Raw genomic sequence first — 20,597 nt, forward strand, 5'->3', positions numbered from 1 at the left:
AATCTCGACATAAAGAATGGTTGTTGCTTATCAATTCCATATTTATTCAAAACCTGTGGCGCACTCCATATAACTCCAGCAAACTTTTACATACCTCATACTCCCATCACGATTTTAATGCGTGAATGATATTTTCTTGCATTTTTTCCAGGGTGCTATAAAAAACATGCAACTCAGCTTCACTGATGTTCTTTGTCATTAACTTAAAAATCTGTTTTGAGAGGCCTTGAAGTTCATCAGCAACCTTTTTCCCTGCCGCAGTTAGATGTAATCTGTACGTACGCCCATCGCTCTTATCTCTTTTTCTTATGACCAGGGATGTTTTCTCTAAAGCATTGACTATTGTTGAAGCCGCCATTGCCTTGGCTTCCAGTAAATTGGCCAACTCCACCTGCGATATGCCTTCAAATCTTGCAATATGGCTTATAGCCCTAATTTGTTCAAACGTTAACGGTGAATCCTTTGTTTGACTTTTTACCAAAGCGCGAAGCTGACGCGTTAAATTCACCAGCATGTAGTTAAAATTATTTATTGTCATGGGCTTGGGATTAATATATTTTATTTACTATATTGCTGTAATATTGAGTTATTTACAGTCTTCTTTCTGGCTCTCATTCATCTTTTAATTTGATCAAAGACGCACCGAGTGGGAATTTTACACAAAAATTCTTATGGCGCCAGATAAACTAGTTGAGCTTTAAAGTGATATGGATTTCACACATGAAAAAAAGATACTTGACTCGGTTGGTATTAATTATTTTTTCAACTTGTCTAATCATCGGTTTTTTGATTACTCATAGAAAACATGAGAGCCACAAAAAAGAAATACCGGAAATTTTAATTACGAATCCATGGACTGAAACACTTACCATAGATAACGGTTATGTCGCTCAGATTAAATCCATCCAACACATCCAAGTCCGCTCATTAGAAAAAGGCTATTTGCAGCATATTTACATTGATGAGGGCCAATTTGTGCAAAAAGGCCAGAAAATGTTTCAAATCATGCCATTGGTGTTACAAGTTGAATTGGAAAAAGCAAAAGCTGAATATGAAATCAGCAGAATTGAATATGAGAATACTAAAAATCTAGAATCCAAGCAGGTTGTTTCACCTAACGAATTAGCCTTAGCTAAGGCCAAGTTAGACAAAACACGCACGAAAATGAAACTCGCCGAGATCCACTTGCAATTTACCACCATTACCGCTCCATTTGACGGCATTGTAGATCGCTTTCGCGTGCGCGTCGGCAGTCTTATTGAAGAAGGACAATTATTAACTACCATGTCAGACAACAGCCGGATATGGGTTTATTTCAACGTGTCCGAAGTGGATTATTTGAATTTCATGAAAAAACAAAACGCGGGCAATAATTTTCCTCTCAAGCTTGAACTGGCGAACGGGCAAAATTTTAATCAGGAAGGCCGCATTGACACAGTCGAAGCAGATTTTGATAATGCAACCGGTAATATTGCATTCAGAGCCAGCTTTCCTAACCCGGAAAACTTATTACGGCATGGTCAAACGGGCACAATCATTTTATCCGAGCGGCTGAAAAATGCGCTGGTGATCCCGCAGAAGGCAACCTTTGAAGTACTGGATAAAAAATTTGTCTACGTCGTTGATGAAAAAAATGTGATCAAATCGCGAGAAATTGCCATTGCTCATGAAGTTCCGCATTTATATGTCATCCGCTCCGGTTTAACAAAAGATGAAAAAATCCTTTTGGAAGGCTTGGGAAGAGTTCACTTGGGCCAAAAAATAAAACCGCTCTACCAAAAATCAGCCGAAGTACAGTCCAGTTTAAATTTACCAGTTAAATAATTTTAGGGATTTATGATGTTCAAGCGTATCATTCGAAGACCAGTTCTTGCCATCGTAATCTCTCTATTAATCGTATTTTTAGGTTTTCTATCGATAAGAGCATTGCCAGTCACGCAGTTCCCGCAAATAGCGCCTCCCAGGATCATTGTGGCTTTAGCCTATCCTGGAGCCAGTGCTGACGTGCTAATACGCACGACATTAATTCCTCTGGAGCAAGCCTTAAATGGAGTGCTGGGGATGCGCTACATGATTTCAGATGCAACCAGCGCTGGTGAAGCCACCATTCAAATCATTTTTGACTTGGATACTGATCCAAACGATGCCATGGTAAGAGTAAAAACCAGTGTCGATCAGGCAATCAACCAACTGCCCCCATTGGTGCGTCGTGAAGGCATCATTATTCAACCAGTTCAACCCAGCATGTTGATGTATGTAAATCTTTACAGCACAAATAAAGAGGATGAAGAAAAATTTCTCTTCAATTATGCGAGAGTTAACATTTTGCCTGAACTGAAAAGAATAAAAGGGATAGGACAAGCCAGGATTTTAGGAAACCGTAATTATGCCATGCGGATCTGGTTAAATCCTGACAGGATGCGTGCTTATAATATCTCCACGGAAGAAGTCATGAAAGCAATCAGTGAGCAAAGCATCATTGGCCGGCCCGGCCAAATCGGCAGAAGCTCAGGGAAAAAGGCCCAATCGCTTGAGTACGTGCTCTCTTATGAAGGGAGGTTTGATAAGCCAGGGGAATATGAAAATATAATTATTCGGGCTAATCCTGAAGGTGAAACGCTCTATCTGAAAAATATCGCCAAAGTTGAACTCGACAGCGAATTTTATGATATTTATTCCACAGTAGATGGTTATCCATCCGCCGCCATACTCCTTAAACAAACATTTAATAGCAATGCCAATGAAGTCATCGCGGAAATAAAGGAAAAACTCAAAGAGCTAAGCGCCAACTTTCCGGATGGCATGAGTTACAAGATCAGCTATGATGTCTCGAATTTTCTGGAAGCTTCTATTGAAAAAGTATTGCATACCATTTTAGAAGCATTTGTGCTCGTGACACTCGTTGTGTTTATTTTTCTTGGTGATTGGCGTTCGACTCTTATCCCAGTTCTTGCTGTACCCGTTTCTTTAATAGGCGCTTTTATTTTTATACAACACAGTGGATTGACCATCAATCTCATCACTTTATTTGCAATGGTACTTGCTATTGGCATCGTAGTAGATGATGCGATCGTAGTGGTTGAAGCAGTCCATGCTAAGTTGGACAATGAATCGCTGTCTCCCTATGATGCAGTAAAAAAAGTTCTAAGAGAAATCAGCGGCGCCGTAATTGCCATCACCTTCTTAATGACAGCGGTTTTTGTGCCCATTGCCTTTATGACTGGGCCTGTTGGAGTTGTATTAAAACAATTCTCTATTACCATGGCTTCCGCCATTGTCCTATCCGGTTTAGTCGCGTTAACCCTGACCCCTGTCCTTTGTGCCATGATTCTGAAAAAACACTCACATCATGAGCCGCAGCGAAAAATGCCAGTAGCTTATTTTCTTGAGCGATTCAATCAGGGATTTGAAAAAATTTCCAATTATTACCTCGAATTTTTAAAAGTAATTATTCACCGCAAACTGTTCACATGGGCAACCTTGGCTCTATTTAGCGCCGGTATTTTTTTCATTATTAACTATATCCCCTCCGGGTTTATCCCAAATGAAGATCAAGCCATGATTTATGCCATTATCCGTACCCCGCCCGGCTCAACACTGGAAAAAACATTTGCTGTAGCTCAAAAACTGCAAAAAATGGCTAAAGAGGTAAAAGGTGTTGAATCCGTCTCATCATTAGCCGGATTTGAGATATTGACTGAAGGCAGAGGCTCTAATGCTGGTACGTGTTTTATTAATTTGGATCATTGGAGCAAACGCCATAAATCAGTGCATGAAATTATTGAAGAGTTGGAAGAAAAATCCAAAGAGTTAGGCGCCATCATTGAATATTTTGAGCCTCCAGCAGTTCCAGGTTACGGTGCAGCCGGAGGGATTTCTTTCAGGCTTTTGGACAAAACCAACCAGACGGATTATCACAAATTTGATGAATTAAACACTGAATTCATAAATCATTTAAGCAAACGGAAAGAATTGGCCGGCTTAATTACTTTTTATGCCGCAAATTACCCGCAATACAATATTGAGCTGGATATAAAAAAAGCCATGCAAAAAAATGTTTCCATAGGCAAAGCCATGGAAAATTTAAACATATTAATTGGCAGTACCTACGAACAAGGATTTATCCTTTTTGGGCAGTTTTTTAAAGTATATGTACAATCTTTGCCAGAATTTCGAGACTTACCTTCCGATGTTTTGAAATTTTACATAAAAAATAATCGCGATGAAATGGTCCCCTATTCCGCTTTTATGAAGTTGAAAAAAACCCAAGGCCCCAATGAAATCACCCGTTTTAACTTGTATAACTCATCGGTTATTCGTGCCAAACCCGCAGCTGGCTATACCACAGGGGACGCCATACAAGCAGTGCAAGAAGTAGCCGAACAAATATTACCCAAAGGATATGGTATTGCCTGGGAAGAGCTTTCATATGATGAGGTATCGCGCGGAAATGAAGCAATTTATATTTTTTTAACGGTTATTTTATTTGTTTATCTCATTTTATCTGCACAATATGAAAGCTTCATTATCCCGCTCGCAGTCTTGTTTTCTTTACCCCCCGGGATCATGGGTTCGTTTTTTATGTTAAAAGCTATGGGGGTTGCCAATGATGTTTATGCCCAAGTAGGCCTTATCATGTTGATTGCCCTCTTGGGTAAAAATGCTGTTTTAATTGTGGAGTTTGCCAGGCAAAAACAAGCTCAAGGAATGTCCGTGCTCGATGCAGCCATTGCAGGAGCAAAAGTCCGTTTCAGACCTATTTTGATGACTTCTTTCGCCTTTATGGCTGGTTTAATTCCTCTTGTTACAGCAAGCGGAGCAGGCGCTATTTCAAACCGTACAATTGGTGCCTCTGCACTAGGAGGAATGTTATTCGGCACGCTGTTTGGCGTACTGATTATTCCTGGGCTTTATTATATTTTCGGCTCAATTGCTGAAAATAAGAAACTCCTTCGAGATGAATCGGAGCGGCCATTAACTGAGCGGCGCGAAGACTTTAATGTGAGCAAGACATTGTGATGCAACAAAAAAAATTTTTAATGTCTCTTATGTGTCTTTATTTGCTACAAGCTTGTGTCCCCCCACTGCCGGGAAATCAGGCAAGAAATCCATTGCTTACTGTGCCTAAAGCCTATCCTGAATACGGGGGGCAATCTCCTCATAGCAGCTCATCCATACAAAAAAGCCATAACAGCAGCACAGCTGATGAGAGCTGGCAGAGTTTTTTTGCTGATAACGAGTTAAATGAGCTGATAAAAACTGCTTTAAAGCATAATCAGGAATTAAAAATTTTAGAACAGGAAATACAAATTGCTAATAATAAAATTATGGCTCGTCAGGGAGAATATTTTCCCAAACTAAGCGCAGGCTTTAGCTACCAAGTGGAAAAATTCGGGGAGTTTACTAGCGAGGGAGCAAGCGATGCCGCTACCGAATTCCTGCCTGTTCCAACCGTCCCAGGGGTTTTGCATAATCACCAGGCTGGCTTTTTTACTACATGGGAAATAGATATTTGGAAAAAACTTCGCAATGCAACGCGCTCAACTTATTACCATTATCTGGCTTCGATCGAAGCTAGGAAATTCATGGTGACGCACTTGGTTGCCGAAATTGCCAGTACCTATTATGAACTCATAGCACTCGATAAGCAGTTACACATTATAACGCGGTTTATTCACACATTAAAACGCGCTCAGGAAGTAGCAAATATTCAAAAAAATTCTGCCAGAGCCACTTCTCTTGCAGTGAAACGGTTTGAGGCGGAAGTTTTTAAAAATCAAGGCAGAGTTTACAGAATAAAACAGGAAATCGCTCTTCATGAAAATAAATTAAATGCATTAATTGGACGGTTTCCACAAAAAATACCGCGAAGTGCAAAGCAATTGGATAAGCTTACGCCTATGCAATTCAAAACAGGCGTCCCTTTCAAGCTGCTTGAAAACCGTCCTGATGTAAAACGTTCCATGCTTGAACTGACAGCGAGTAAAATCGATATAAAAGTCGCAAGAGCGCGTTTTTTTCCTTCTTTAGGAATAGATGCAGCGACAGGATACGAAGCATTTTCAGGCAACTATTTTTTAATGACCCCGGAATCTGTATTTTATAATATCGCAGCCAATATAAGCGCTCATCTTCTTAACCGACAAGCAATAAAAGCTGCGTATTTTTCAGCTAATAATAAGCAGATTCAAACCCTTTATAACTATAACCTAACCCTGCTAACTGCCTATAAAGAAGTAACCAACCAACTTGCCACAATTAATAATTTGAATAAAACCTACGAATTGCGCTTGCAACAAGTAAAAGCCCTTATGGAATCAGTAGAAATTGCAAATATGCTATTTAAGGCGGCACGAGTAGATTATCTGGAAATATTACTGACGCAAAGAGATTTACTTGAAGCCCAAATGGAACTGGTAGAAATTAAAAGAGATCAGCTCAATGGGTACGTTGCACTTTATAAAGCGTTAGGTGGAGGATGGCGCAATGCCCCTGCCGAGCGCTGTTAACAATAGTCTACACCAGTAAACTGTTAGCTGCAGCTACCTTCATTCCATGTCAATAAAAAGACATAAAAATACACTTGTTGTCTTAATTTTATTCGACACTTCCTTTGCTCCCATGTATTATAGCGCCTCAATCTGCTTTCTTTTAATAAAAATAAAATGGAGAACTTGATGAAGAATCTTGTGAATAATCAACTGCGCTCAGAAAATATGCAACAATTATTGCAAGCTATGAACCTTGATTTAAATGGTGTCGACGTTGTTTGTCAGGACGAGCGCGTCATCTTGTGCACAACCAAAAATATCAAAAAATTAGCTGTGGATATGCAAAATTTATTACAAGTTAACATGGTTAAATATAATGTAAAACAAGTCACACTTGCCGAATTAATTGAAAACGAAATTAAGCAAGCATCCGGTAAGAACTTGCTCACTCATGAAATAAATAAACAATCCTGTTTAGCCATTTTTAACCTGTTGAAAGCAAGTCTGCAATATAACTTAAATAAGGAAAAAGAATATTTTGAAATTAATTTACCGGAACCGGTTTATGCTGATTTATTTGAAACACTGGAATATAAATACATAAGCGTTGACTCTGGCAAAATAAAATTCAATATTAAAGAATTCTTAAATCAGCATAAAGAAGAATTAATTTTAATAGAAGGGCCATCATCTCATTTATTTATGCATTCAGACTTATTTAAAAATAAACAAATTTTTTATGCAGAGAGAAAAATAAATGAAGATAAAATTGCAGTAACACCTTATTTCTTAATTCCAAATGCCCTTACCCCACCGGAATATCATTTTGTGTTGGATATCAGTGAAAGCATGCATGGAAATCGATTGGAAGTATTAAAGACTAGCGTGATGAGCTTTGCTAAGGCTTTATTTAACTTCCAGCCCAATGCAGTCATCAATATCATTCAATTTAACGATAAAATTGTTAAATTGGGCCAATACTCAAAAGAGCAATACAATAATTTATGCCTTAATGTAAAAGCTATGCAAGCCTCAGGAGGAACATCCCTTTTTAAAGCGGTAATAAATCAAGTAGCGCCGTTACTCACTTCAAGAAAACAAAATAATACTATTGTATTTACCGACGGTGAAAATACACTGGGTAATGAAGCGGAACTTAAAAAGACCTTGCAGCAACAGATTGAAACAGTAAAGAATTTAAAGTTAGCTGCAGCTCGAAATAAGTTTTTTATTATCAGTCTTGGCGCTGCTCAACCAGAAATTTTAAATGAAGTAAGCCAGGCATTTCATTCCAATGTAATAAGTACAAATACTTCAGATTTTATGGAAGCATTATCTGACCAGGGTAAGTTGGAAGCCTGGGCAGCGAGCCGCGAATTATTTACAGTTCGCCTTGAAATCTCTGATAATTCTGATATTGAAGTCAAAGAATACGTTCGTGATATGTCCGGACAATTTGTGTCTTTAGACACCATGGAATGTGAAAAAACCAAATCAATTCATTTAACCATAATGGATAGCAACGGTAGTGTTTTGCTGGATGATACCAGAGATTTTGGCAGTCAATCCAATGCAAAAGCAATGCCTTTTGGTATGTTTGCCATGAATAAAAAATCAAAAGAAGATACTTTGCTAGAAGAACGAACTTTTAGCTATCAATAAGCATTAAAAGAGCATAATTCGTTGCCCTTGCAACCGGATTATGCTTAAAAGATACTTCCCCAATATCTACACTAGTAACTATCTATCTGCCACCCATTTGCATACTCCTTTAGCTAGCTTTTTTAGTTCTGCAATTTAAGAATAAATAGGTTAAGCTGTATATATCGTTCTATCTAAAGGGATTTTTTTCTTTAATGTGGCTAGTTCGCTATGCTTTATCCAAACCTTACTCAATCGGTGCTTTGGCACTCCTTATTTCTATTCTCGGTTTTTTAAGCTTGAATACTTTACCTGTGGATGTATTGCCTACAGTGGATATTCCTGCCGTCAAGGTTATTTGGACTTACAGCGGACTAAATGCCAAAGAGATGGCGGCTAAAATCACTTCTTTTAGCGAATTGGCAATTATGAATAATGTGGATAACGTCCGAGAAGTCCGTTCGCAAACCATGAATGGGGCTGCTATTATTGCCATCGATTTTCAACCGTCAGTGGATATCGATTTGGCCCTGACCCAGGTAACCAGTGTATCTCAAACTATTTTAAGGCGTATGCCTACAGGGGTTACACCGCCTCTGGTCATCCAATACAATCAATCCAGCACCCCGATTCTACAATTGGTTATTGCTTCAAATACCTTATCGGAAGCTCAGTTGTCAGATTTTGCACGCTTGCAGCTGCGCAGCATGATTCAATCCATCCAAGGGATCCGTTTATCCTTACCCTATGGAGGTGCTTCGCGCCAGGTGATGATTGATTTACGGCCCGCATCCCTACTATCTTATGGTTTATCCCCTGCGGATGTGATTACTGCAATCAGCCGGCAAAATTTGACACTGCCTTCGGGGAGCATACGCGAGTCTACACGCGATATTCAAATTTCGGTGGATTCAAGCCTCGCATCCGTAGATGCTTTTAATAACATCCCATTGCAATCTGACGATGGGCGCTTGTTATTATTGCGTGATGTAGCTGATGTACGCGACGGTCCTGCCCTGCAAACCAATATCGCGCGTGTGAATGGACAAAATGCTGTCACTGTATCGTTGATCAAACTGGGCGATGCTTCAACTTTATCCATCATCAATCAAGTCTTAAAAAAACTGCCTGAGATTCAAAAAAGTGCGCCAGAGGGTTTGACTATTTCGCCTATTTTTGATCAATCCATTTTCATCCGCGCAGCAATTTCCCATGTTGGCACTGAAATGATTATTGTAGGCACTCTGGTAGCCACGATAGTGCTGCTTTTTTTAGGATCGTGGCGCGCCACACTAATTGTTTTAACTTCAATTCCCCTCTCTTTATTAACAGCAATTATTGCGCTTAAAATAACCGGCAATACTTTGAACCTTATGAGCCTGGGAGGATTAGCACTCGCCATTGGTATTTTAGTTGATAATGCATTGGTTGAAATTGAAAACATCAAGCGCAATCTCTCTTTTGGCCTTTTGCCAAGGGAAGCAGCTCTAAACAGCGCCCAACAGGTTGCATTCCCAGAATTTGTATCAACGCTTTCCACTTGTATTGTATTTTTGCCAATTTTTTTATTAACAGGCATTGCTGGCTATATATTCCGGCCTTTGGCCATTGTGGTTATTACAGCGCTCGCAGCTTCTTATTTTCTATCGCGTACCATTGTTCCGGTATTAGCCGTCATGTTGCTGCCTGGTGATAAGGTTGAAACGAAAGTGTTTTTAGTCAATCTCATTTACCGTGCACATGCTGTTGTTGAAAACTTGATAGCTAAAGGTCAGAGAAAAATTGGCAATCTAATTTTATTTTTTGTCCGCCATTCTTTGGCGCCACTATTTATTTTAGGAGTTGTTTTAGGAGCAGGAATATTGGCCATATTTTTCTCAGGGAAAGATTTTTTCCCAAAAACAGACGCCGGACTGATGCGTTTGTATGTACGTACAGAACCTGGCCTTCGGATTGAAGAAACAGCCCGTTATTTTGCTGCAATTCAAAGCGGCATCAGGGAGATTATTCCGGCTGAGGAGCTGCAATTCATCGTCGACATCATAGGAACGCCAGAACCCGTTAATCTGGGCTGGGTTGAGAGTTTTAGCATTGGCAGCTATGACGGTGAAATCTTAATTCAACTACAATCCCGGCATAAATCAATCAATTATTATGAACCAGCAATACGGAAAATGTTAAAGACAAAATTCCCACAAATTTCATTTTTATTTTTGCCAGCCGACACAACCAATCAAACATTGGCAGGCAGCACTCCGAGCGCCTTAGACGTGCGTTTTTCCGGAAAAGACAGCGCAGGAAATTATGCTTTAGCACAAGAACTCATCGCAAAAATGCAGCGTGTGCAGGGAGCTACGGATATCCAGCTCCAACAAGTACTTACCTTACCCGAATATTTTATATCAATTGATAGGGATCGCGCCCTGCAGCTGGGGTTGACCACCCAGGAAGTCATGAGCGCCATTTTGGGAATACTCGGTTCTGCAGGCACTGTGAATCCAAACTATTGGGCAGATCCCGATAGCGGCATATCTTATACGGTGCAAGCGCAAACGCCGATAAACCAAATGACGTCTATTGATAAACTGCTCAATTTAAAATTACATTCCAGCAGCAGTGGCAAGGATGTTTTATTAAGGACGATTGCGACAGTGACACCAAGGCTAGTTCCTGCCACAATTGGCCGAGTCACGCTTCAACCCGTTTATGACGTGCTTATCAATACAGAAAATATAGATTTAGGAAGTCTATATAATAAAACAGAATTAATCGTCGAGGCGTTAAGAAAAAAATTAAAACCCGGCAATCAAATCAATATTGTAGGTCAGGCGCAAGCCATGCACACTGCCTATACTAAGCTTATTCAAGGCTTTGCCCTGGCATTGCTTTTGATTTATCTGGTCATGGTATTTAATTTTCAATCTTGGATTATGCCTGTAATCGCTCTTTTTGCAGCACCAGTCGCAATTAGCGGCACCAGTCTATTTCTACTGGCTACATCGACACCCATTAGCGTGCAAGCATTGATGGGTTTTATTATGGTCATTGGGGTTTCCACAGCCAACAGCGTGTTGGTCACTACGTTTGCCAGGGATTTGTGGTTGTCTGGCTATTCTGCTATGAAAGCAGCCCGGGTTGCAGCAGGAAAACGTCTTCGTCCTGTGCTGATGACCGCATTAACTATGTTGATGGGAGTTTTTCCCATGGCACTGGCCATAGGAGAAGGCGGAGAACAAAACGCGCCTTTAGCACGAGCCGTAATCGGTGGGCTAACTTTTGGGACTTTTGCTTCATTACTCTTTGTACCATGGCTTTTCAGCCGGCTTATTCGTAATAAAAACCGCCCCGAAAACCCTGAACTTATGGAGTTCTAACAGAGGACGTGATGAAAAAAACCTACCAAAATATAAGCCTTTTTTTTCTTTTTATAATTCTTTCATCTTTTCTTTTTTATCAATATTTCCACGCCAAGTCTGCACAGGAAGGAGAACAAACCTCAAAGAAGATGCAGGTACGGATTATTCATCCCAAACCCACCGTATTATCTGAACCATTTCTTTTTAGCGCAAGAATTTATCCGATCGAATCCGCGTTAATTTTCGCCCGTGCGAATGGTTTTGTTCAGGAACGCCTGGTTGATATAGGTGATCAAGTGAAAAGCGGCACTCTCTTGGCACGTTTATCCTCACCAGAGCTTGAAGAGCAAATAAAACAGGCAGAGGCACAAGTTAGATTGCAGGAAGCGAGGGTAAAGCTAGCGGATTTAGAATTTCAAAGAGCGCAAAAACTGGTAACCACAGGAGCCGTAGCACGCTCAATTTTTGATGAAAAACAGGCTGAATATCAAGTTGCTTTGGCTACCCTTGATTTAAATAAAGCCCAACTCATGCGCCTTAGAAAAGTATTTGATTATACCAATATCAGAGCCCCTTTTGATGGGATAATTTCGGAAAGAAATATTGAGAAGGGCGACCGAATTAATGCAACAGATGCAACGCCTATGTTCAAATTAATCCGAACTAATCAACTGCGAGTTGTGGTTGATGTGCCTCAATCTCAGTTATTTTCCATTGAGAAGAATGCCGTGGCCAATTTAAGTTTTGCAGAATTACCTGGGCGCACATTTAAAATCAAGTTTTTTCGCCTGGCAAAAGAAGTCGATGAGGATTCAGGGACAATGCGAGTGGAATTCATTTTGGATAATAAAAACAATAAATTGCAGGCAGGATTAAGCGGTGAAGTGAGCATTCAAATCATGGAAAATAAAAATATTTTATTAATTCCTGCAAATGCCTTAAGTGTACGCGACGGAAAATCTTCGGTAGTTTTAGTAGATAAAAATAGTGAAATACAATTTCGTGCCGTAGTGACCGGTAGAATAAAAAGTACCAATAATGTAGAAATCCTGTCCGGCTTGTCTGCAGACGATAACGTCGTAATCAATCCCAATGCTCTGTTATTTCCTGGACAAAAAGTAGAAATGATAGCAGCTACCAATAAATAAACTGATACTTCATCCAGCACATTCATGTCAGTGGCGGGTCGAAAGCAGCAAAGAGCATATTCTTTCTGCTTATTTTTACAAAAGGGTTTTCTTTCGTCTTTACTGCTAGCTGGTTCAATGTTCTCCGGTTGAAAAGTAATCTCACCAAGATCTAACTTTTTTACATGATGCTTAACAACTTGATTAGCAAAATAACTGCCTTACTATACTATACCAAGCGCTACAACCGTTTGAGCAACAGAGCCTGTTTGCCTATACGCTAAACAGCAGTTGCAATAAATAGAAAACACAAAACTACCCTACACTGCGCAGTTATAATTTGACGGTATTTATTGAAAGTCTAATATAACTATATGTCGAATTTTCAAGAGCTAAGATAATGGACATATCTTTTTTGCGCACCCTCTTATTTACTCCAGGAAACGAGCCACAGCGTTTTGAAAAGGCTAAAGAATCAGGCGCTGATGGAGTGGTAATCGACCTTGAAGATGCCATTGCCCTCGCAGAGAAAGACAGCACAAGAGATCTTGTAATTAAATATTTTAAACAAATTTCACCCGTAAATAACTTTTATTATTGTTTGCGGATCAACAGCATAAAAACACAAGCCGGCATTAAAGACATCGTGGCAATCCTTGAAAATAATATTCAACCTGATGCATTAATTTTACCCAAAGTTGAATATTCAGATGAGGTAAAGATTTTAGATGAGCTTCTTAAAAATAAAAATATCTCCTACTTTGCTACCGTTGAATCAGCGCTAGGTCTTCATAATGCGGATGCAATTGCTACAAGCAGTACAAATATTAAGTCAATTTGCTTTGGAGGAGCCGATTTAGCTGCCGACTTGGGAGTAAATGTTGAGTGGGAACCTTTGTTTGTCGCACGCAGTCAAATTGTAAAATCCGCAGCATTGGCAGGTATCATTGCCTTTGACATGCCCTATCTGAAAGTGCATCAAACAGATAAAACGGAACTCTTAAATGAAACCAGAAAAGTAAAATCTTTGGGTTACTATGGGAAATTTTGCATTCATCCGGAACAGATACAATCCATCCTTGAGGTTTTTACGCCAAGCCCGGAAGAAGTAAGTAAAGCTCAGCAAATTGTAGCCGCTTATAAACAATCCAAGGGTGAAGTATGTGAAATCAACGGTAAAATGATTGATGTGCCCGTATTTAGGAGCGCTGAACGAATTCTTGCAAAAGCCACCAAGAACTACAGGGAAGACAGGCATGTTTGAAGAAATGTATAAACAAAAACGAATGCGGGCAGAAGAAGCCGTCAACTGTATCGCCAAAGAAGGCAACATTGCTTTAAGTTGGGGCCCTTCACAACCTCCCAGTTTATTAAATGCCCTGGCGGCGCGTGGCAGAAAAGGAGAAATAGACAAGTTACACGTTTATTACTTACACAGTTACAAATCGGCATTCGACAGTATTTTTGCTCCCGATTTATTGGATATATTCCGGCCTGTACCCATGTCTGGTCTAAGCGAGCTGGATAGAGAAATGTTACAAGCAGGCCTTAAAGAAAACAAAAAATTACTGTCGGTTTTACCCACTAATTTTTCAGAAATACCACGTTTATTTGAAAGTGGAAAAATTCCATTAGATACCTTTATGCTAACAGTGGCACCAATGGATAAAGGTGGCAATTTCAGCCTCGGGATTTCCAACGCCTACAGTCTCATGGCAGCAAGGCATTGTAAGAATCTAATCGTTGAAGTAAATAAATACATGCCTAGAGTTTTTGGCGAAGCAAGTCTGCATATTTCAGAAATTGATGCATTAGTGGAAAATGATCAACCCATCGATGAAATTCCTGCCCGGGCAAATACAGAAGAAGATAATAAAATAGGACAATATATTGTTGAGCGGGTTCCTGACGGGGCCACGATTCAGCTTGGCATAGGCGGCATCCCAAATGCTATTTGTGAATCATTGGTACATCATAAAGATCTGGGCATTCATACTGAATTATTTTGTTCCGGAATGGTTGATCTCATAGAACAAGGCGTGGTAACTGGGCTATGCAAAAAACTTAATCGCGGCAAACACGTATATACTATTTGCCTTGGAGACAAAAGAACGTATGATTTCATCGATGACAATGCTAGTGTTGAAGCTTACCCTGTCTCCTATGTAAACAATTTTAACACTATTTCCCAATTCAAAAACTTTATGTCTATCAATAGTGCCGTCCAGGTTGATTTCTTTGGACAAATAAATGCAGAATTTATTGGCGGCAGGACGTATAGTGGAGTTGGAGGCCAGAATGACTTTGTCCGTGGCGCCTTAGCTTCAGAAGGAGGACGCTCGTTTATCGCGTTCAGCTCGACCGCGAAAAAGGGAACCGTTTCGCGCATCGTCCCAATCATCAATAAAGCAGCCACTGATTTACGGATGGATGCCCACTATATTGTTACGGAATACGGCATAGTCGACGTAAAGGGGTTAACAACCGCACAACGCACCAAAGCATTGATTGGCATAGCCCACCCCAAATTCCGGGAAGAGTTGCTATCCATTGCAAAGCGTGAGCGTTACATTTGAGTTATCATTATAAACCCTTTTAATATAAAATCTTGCGCCCTTATCTGTTTTATATGGGGCGCTTATTCTTCAATTTTTCTTTTTTACCCATTCACCCTTCGTATTTTTTTCATATTCATTTTTTACCGCACTCCAGGCCACTGCATGAGCAGTCTCTTCCCTGCTGCGATCCCCTTGTCTCTCACTTGGCTTGTCATATTGTTCCCATGCACTGTTAAATGCTTCTTTATAAATTTCCTGGGCATGATGAGGCAAATTATCCTTTACATTATTAGGTAATTCATTGATTTTACTATATGGCATCTGCATCTCCTTTCTTAAAGACCGTCTGGGTATAACAATCTATAGTCCAATGCAATTTAAACTGCAAAAAAGCTAAATTAATAACTAATTTAAAAAAAGTATGAAGCCGCGAGCACTCAAAAATAATTTCCGCTACTTTATTTAAGTTATTGGCTATAATTTTTGGTGTTAGGATATTTTAAATTAAGGACAATCATGATCATTTATAAAGCACCCATCAAAATAGCTATTTTTTTTATTTCCTTCTGTTTTTTTACTTTTGCCCATGCTGATAATGATTCAGGCTTATGTGCAGATCGTATTAGTGAAATGAAAACAAACTTAAATTTAACTGCGGAACAGGAAGGGAAAATCAAATCGATTAAGGAAAACTTAGTAAAAGATCAAATGTCGAATTGGAAACAACTGGATGATTTAAATAAAAAGCTTAGAGAGCAAGCTCAATCCAATCAGGTCGACGATGCAAAACTTACACAGTTATCCGATGAAGCAGGTCAATTGATTAGTCAAACAATTAAAGCCAAGACAAAAGCCGAAAATCAAATTTTCATGACCTTAAATGACGAGCAAAAATCAAAGTACAAAGAATTTATTAATAAACGTGAAGATAAGATTAAAGAAATCTTTAAACAATGTCATTAATAGCACCACTGAGAGTAGACTTTAACCAACTACGTTACCTCTTTTAATTCGTTAGTTCTCACGAATAAAGAGGTAACTTTCAAACATTTGCAAAGCAGTATTCTCTTGCCCCTAAAATACCAGAAAATGAAGCCAAACTTATGCACAGTTCCAAATTTATTTTACACTTCGTTTAACTCTAAATAACAAACAAAGCGCTGTAGTTAAATCAGTGCTTCACTGGAAATTCAAATTAGGAACTATTTTATCTTCAACCTCTTTTGCAGCAGAATTTAAATTTGCAAATAATGTTTGAGATGTAGAGATAAGAAGCGCTGCTTCTTTTGCTTCACGTAGTTTTATTTCTTCTTCACTAATAGCAGGATCTTCCGGGGCAAATTTCTTAGCTTGGCTAAGCGCATGTTCAGCACTCTTCCAATCTTTCTCTGCTTTATAAGTACAGGCAATATTTAACCATGCATCAGCAAGCTCTTGTTTATCCTCTGTTTTTTCCAAGATACAAGTAAAATACTTTCTTGCTTCAGGAAAACATGCCAAACGAAAAAGGGACATTCCCATTTGATTAATGATAACCAGGTGTTCCGGAGCAAGATGGAGTGCCTGTAAATATATTTCTTGGGCTTTTTTATAATCTTTATTTTTATAAAAATGATGCCCATATTGACCTAAGCATTCTGTAAGATTAGATAAAATAATATTTCTTAAGACTATATTTTGTTCACTGCATGCTGCTAATGCTTTTCGATAGTATTGTATTGCATAATTAAAATTTCTATCTATATTTTGCTGTACAACTCGCTCATCTTCGACCACTCTCGCCAGGACTTCAATGTATTGTTCATACCAACTGGCTATACTTTGTAAAAATACAGGGTTGTCACAGCATATTTCCAATGCTTTTTTAATGAAACTTTGCGCGCCTTTAAAAAATTTAACGCTGTTTGCCAGATCGGTTTCAAGATAATGCAGTGCAAATTTTATATAAAGCAATCCCATATTGTTCCAGGCCGAAGCTCCAGCTGGATAAATCTTAGTTGCCGTTTGGTAAGATTGTAGTGCTGCAGCATCCTCATTTTTTCCTTCATAACATTGGCCTAATAAATCAAACGCATAAGAAACATTAGCTACTGCATCTAAATTATTTTGTCTTAATTCAATGAATTTTTTTAACGAAGAAACAGCTTGCTCTTTTTCATCACAGAAAAAGTAACATTTTCCTAAATAAAAGTAGCTTTCTGCTACTTCTGGGTTTTTATCAATTGCTTGAAGAAAAAAATCTTTCGCTATTGCATAATTATTTTCATCATATGCTTTTACGCCACTCATATGGAACGAATTAAACATGGTAGTTCCTATTTATCACTGTTAAAAATGCCGTAATTTATCATAGGAAATAATTTATTTGTATAAGACTGCAATAAAGTACCTGCTGCAAACCCACTAAAAACATTTTTCTGCATTTCTAATTCAAGTAGCAAATATTTTTTAGCATGCGTTAATACACTATAAATCTGATGATGCTGAAGAATATTACTTCCTGAACAGTTTCTCGTATCGGGTTTAAAATGTTTTAATGGCGATTTATAAAATATTTAGAAGACAAAATAGTTAATTGCTAGAATAGGCATCCATAATCCCAATTTCACTCAATTGATAGATTATCTTTTCCAATGAAAAAATTAATGGGTTTTAATATTGTCTCATGGTTTCTGATAGCGTTATACGTTGTAACAATATTCATAATAAGTCTGGCAGCAAATAGCCATCTGACTGAAGGATTTATATCTAGCCTGCCATGCATACTTATGGCTATATTTTTATCAGAAAGAGCCTTACCCTTATTAAACCTCAAGTATAAACACTTGACGAAACGTCAAGTGTTTTTTATAGATCTAAGCATTGTTAGTATAAGTTTTTTGTCCGCACAGCTTATTTACATTCTCACTGACTTCAACAATCCTGATGTGAAAGGATGGTGGTCTCTTTGGCTAAACGCTTTATTTATCTTTGAGTTTTTATATGCAGTTATTTATTCTGCTTTGGCATTAATGCTGCCACATCATAAATATTATACGTTTATTTTTTCAGGGACTATTCTTATAGTTTTTTCACTAAGCAAATATTGGCCAAGAATTGACCTTGCAGGAATGGAAGCATTATATGTCTTTTTATTTTCTCTTATTTTTTTCCATTTATTTATATGTTTTTATTATTTAAGTAAAATAAAAATTAATTTACGAAAAAGCCTGGAATAACCTAGTGTATAATAATAATTCTGCCGTTTGTTTTGGTAAATCATCTTTTCTTACATTCTTTACTTAAAAAGCTTACTTTCTTAGTTAATTCCTGGATAAAGAGAATTGTATAGCTCTTAAAATGAAGAAAATATTTTTTCAGTTCCGAATTCATATTTCAATGATTTGTCCGATGAAGAAGCTCCGTGGTTAAAAATAGAATAGGAAACAATTGAGCTTTGCGAAGATTTAGATAATAAAAAATTGATTACTTCTTTTTCGTTTTTAAAACCCATTATTCTCATTAAATCATCATAGGCTTCTGCTTTTTTTAAATCAGGTAAAAATTGTTCGCAGCAATGCAAAAGGCCACGCAATTCTTCAAAGGTTAAAAATACGCTAAAAAATAACATGAAAGCAGTTACCATCGCCAGTATAAGAGTGGGATTATCGTTGAGATCATTTTCCTTGTACATTATTGCGCAATAGAGTAAGAAAGGCAGCGTGATTAAGCTGGCAATGCTGACTCTAAACATAAAATCGTTACCAGGGTCTTTTTTTTGAGGCAGCAGCAAGCTTATACTTTCCTTCCCCGCTTGCAGCATGGATACATTTTTCTTTGCTAGCCTCCTTACTTCATAAAAGTAATAAGGCGAGCCAGATCCATAAAAGCTTGCGATGTAGAACCTCTTAAAATCAAGTTCATTGCAAAAACGAAATACACCATGATTAGGATCCGTGTAGCGAATTTTGCCATCATTTTGCACGGACAAATAGCAAGCATGTTTAACCGAAAATGAACCCAGATAAATTAACAAATCCTCTCCGCGATGATTATTTGCAATTTGAATTAAATTTTGTGCCTGCGTATGAAGCTCAGGACAAAAACACGGAAGAGTTATCCTGCAATGTCGGTAGCCCTCCCCGCTCTTTTGAATGTTGTATATTACTTCATTTAATGGGATCATGGAGCCTGGATTGAGATAGGGACTTAGGTTCTCATCTGCCATAGCAACAGAAAAACCATAGCAGTATCCTTTGGAAGAACCTATTCCCTGAAAAGTCCCTTGGCTTAACTCCGCAATTCGGCTCCCATCATACAAGAATTTACGATAAATCGCGTCTCTTAAGCTATGCGCATCTAAAAAAATATCCTCAAGCGCGTCAGGTTCTTGGCATTGTATGGCTTCATTATCTGCATAAATATCAGCTTCTTCTTCCAGATATTGAAGGTATTTTTCCTGAATTAACTTAAGTTCTTTTTTGACAGGTAAAAGATAATGTTTAGGTGACTGTTCGTAATAACGCTCAATTTCTGCCAACTCATTTTCAAACGTGAGCGTATTGTTTGTAAGCTTTTCTTCTAATTTCTCCAATAAATTATCTAAAAAACACTCCTCATTTGAAATTTCATCAGCCAATAATTCCCCAACGGTAACCTGATTTGCAAGCCCTACTAAACGAGGCTTGCTGATTATTAACTCAATTTTTATTTTTCTTAATAATTTAATGCACCCTATAAGACTCATAAATCCCTTTATTAGTTAGGAGTTAAGCATAAAACTTACCAACACTCGCAACATAATACCAGCATGCACAACCAGGCATCTTTATATATTTTTACATTAACTTGCCATCAAGCCCAATTATTACTACAATAGTTCAATTTAAAACCATAGGAATCACAATGCAAAAAGAGCAATTTCCACCCCGTAAGGATAACCCTGACATTGATAACAAGGATCAAGTCGAAAGAAATCCTGCCTCTCACCAACCGGCTATTCACCAGGAAACACCCATTGATGGAACCAATTATGTTTTAAGAAGTGAATCCCTTGAGGAACTGCTGGAAATTGGCTTAACAAGGGAGTTAGTAAATTCTGAGTCTGTTAGTAATAGCACTTCTCACCAAACCCCTGGTAACCGAGCAAGACCCTTTGTTGGAACAAATTATGCTATAAAGGAAGAATCCCTCGAAGAAGTGGAAATTAGCTTAACAAGAGGACCGATAAATTCTGGACCTGTTGGTAATAGCATAGGATTTTTTGCTGCTCACCAATCTCCTGCTAACCGAGAAATACCTATCGTTGGGACAAATTATGTTTTAAGACAGGAATCTCTTGAGGAATTGCTGAGAATTGGCTTAAGAAGAGAGTTAGTAAATTCTGAGGATAACACTATGTCCCCAGATGCGCAGACAGCCTATAAGCCATCTTAAGTTTAAGCC

The 20,597-nt window shown here is 38.4% G+C and carries 15 protein-coding genes; 11 read left to right on the forward strand and 4 right to left on the reverse strand.

The window, feature by feature from the left end; all coding sequences use genetic code 11:
- Positions 1–106: 106 nt before the first annotated feature.
- Positions 107–538, reverse strand: coding sequence for a MarR family winged helix-turn-helix transcriptional regulator (locus NKV53_RS03180; protein WP_126954838.1), 432 nt, complete (start codon positions 536–538; stop codon positions 107–109).
- Between the two features lie 182 nt (positions 539–720).
- Here NKV53_RS03180 and NKV53_RS03185 point away from each other — a divergent pair, with 182 nt between their 5' ends.
- The 8 genes from NKV53_RS03185 to NKV53_RS03220 all read left to right on the forward strand — a co-directional run bounded on the left by NKV53_RS03185 (position 721) and on the right by NKV53_RS03220 (position 15,191).
- Entirely contained in the window at positions 721–1,824 is a 1,104-nt protein-coding gene (locus tag NKV53_RS03185; RefSeq protein ID WP_126954839.1) for an efflux RND transporter periplasmic adaptor subunit, read from the forward strand.
- A gap of 15 nt (positions 1,825–1,839) precedes the next feature.
- Complete coding sequence (locus tag NKV53_RS03190) at positions 1,840–5,019, forward strand: efflux RND transporter permease subunit (RefSeq protein WP_127057347.1); 3,180 nt, start codon at positions 1,840–1,842, stop codon at positions 5,017–5,019.
- Positions 5,019–6,509, forward strand: coding sequence for an efflux transporter outer membrane subunit (locus tag NKV53_RS03195; protein ID WP_253350808.1), 1,491 nt, complete (start codon positions 5,019–5,021; stop codon positions 6,507–6,509). Before NKV53_RS03190 ends, NKV53_RS03195 begins: the two co-directional genes overlap by 1 nt.
- 345 nt (positions 6,510–6,854) lie before the next feature.
- On the forward strand, positions 6,855–8,153 hold the full coding sequence (locus NKV53_RS03200; RefSeq protein WP_253350675.1) for a vWA domain-containing protein: 1,299 nt from the start codon (positions 6,855–6,857) through the stop codon (positions 8,151–8,153).
- Positions 8,154–8,347: 194 nt separating this feature from the next.
- Positions 8,348–11,506, forward strand: coding sequence for an efflux RND transporter permease subunit (locus NKV53_RS03205; protein WP_127033272.1), 3,159 nt, complete (start codon positions 8,348–8,350; stop codon positions 11,504–11,506).
- An 11-nt stretch (positions 11,507–11,517) separates the two neighbouring features.
- The gene (locus tag NKV53_RS03210) at positions 11,518–12,636 is read left to right on the forward strand and encodes an efflux RND transporter periplasmic adaptor subunit (protein ID WP_126954843.1); all 1,119 of its coding nucleotides are present in this window, start codon (positions 11,518–11,520) and stop codon (positions 12,634–12,636) included.
- Between the two features lie 379 nt (positions 12,637–13,015).
- Entirely contained in the window at positions 13,016–13,879 is an 864-nt protein-coding gene (locus NKV53_RS03215) for a CoA ester lyase (RefSeq protein WP_126954844.1), read from the forward strand.
- A complete protein-coding gene (locus NKV53_RS03220; protein ID WP_158615002.1) occupies positions 13,872–15,191 on the forward strand; it encodes an acetyl-CoA hydrolase/transferase family protein in 1,320 nt (439 codons plus the stop codon). Before NKV53_RS03215 ends, NKV53_RS03220 begins: the two co-directional genes overlap by 8 nt.
- A 69-nt stretch (positions 15,192–15,260) precedes the next feature.
- Here the strand turns inward: NKV53_RS03220 and NKV53_RS03225 are convergent, their stop codons facing one another.
- Positions 15,261–15,494, reverse strand: a complete 234-nt coding sequence (locus NKV53_RS03225) for a ChaB family protein (RefSeq protein ID WP_127111601.1) — start codon at positions 15,492–15,494, stop codon at positions 15,261–15,263.
- 195 nt (positions 15,495–15,689) lie between these two features.
- Between NKV53_RS03225 and NKV53_RS03230 the strand changes: the two genes are divergently transcribed.
- Positions 15,690–16,136, forward strand: coding sequence for a Spy/CpxP family protein refolding chaperone (locus NKV53_RS03230; RefSeq protein ID WP_127111602.1), 447 nt, complete (start codon positions 15,690–15,692; stop codon positions 16,134–16,136).
- A 216-nt stretch (positions 16,137–16,352) separates the two neighbouring features.
- Here the strand turns inward: NKV53_RS03230 and NKV53_RS03235 are convergent, their stop codons facing one another.
- On the reverse strand, positions 16,353–17,480 hold the full coding sequence (locus tag NKV53_RS03235) for a lipopolysaccharide assembly protein LapB (protein WP_253350677.1): 1,128 nt from the start codon (positions 17,478–17,480) through the stop codon (positions 16,353–16,355).
- A 326-nt stretch (positions 17,481–17,806) separates the two neighbouring features.
- Between NKV53_RS03235 and NKV53_RS03240 the strand changes: the two genes are divergently transcribed.
- On the forward strand, positions 17,807–18,391 hold the full coding sequence (locus NKV53_RS03240; protein WP_126954849.1) for a hypothetical protein: 585 nt from the start codon (positions 17,807–17,809) through the stop codon (positions 18,389–18,391).
- Positions 18,392–18,507: 116 nt separating this feature from the next.
- Here the strand turns inward: NKV53_RS03240 and NKV53_RS03245 are convergent, their stop codons facing one another.
- Entirely contained in the window at positions 18,508–19,899 is a 1,392-nt protein-coding gene (locus NKV53_RS03245) for a hypothetical protein (protein ID WP_253350679.1), read from the reverse strand.
- Positions 19,900–20,057: 158 nt separating this feature from the next.
- Between NKV53_RS03245 and NKV53_RS03250 the strand changes: the two genes are divergently transcribed.
- The gene (locus NKV53_RS03250) at positions 20,058–20,588 is read left to right on the forward strand and encodes a hypothetical protein (protein ID WP_253350681.1); all 531 of its coding nucleotides are present in this window, start codon (positions 20,058–20,060) and stop codon (positions 20,586–20,588) included.
- Positions 20,589–20,597 lie beyond the last annotated feature (9 nt).

The organism is Legionella sp. 27cVA30 (genome assembly GCF_024160945.1).
In the GTDB taxonomy this organism is placed as follows: domain Bacteria; phylum Pseudomonadota; class Gammaproteobacteria; order Legionellales; family Legionellaceae; genus Legionella_A; species Legionella_A septentrionalis.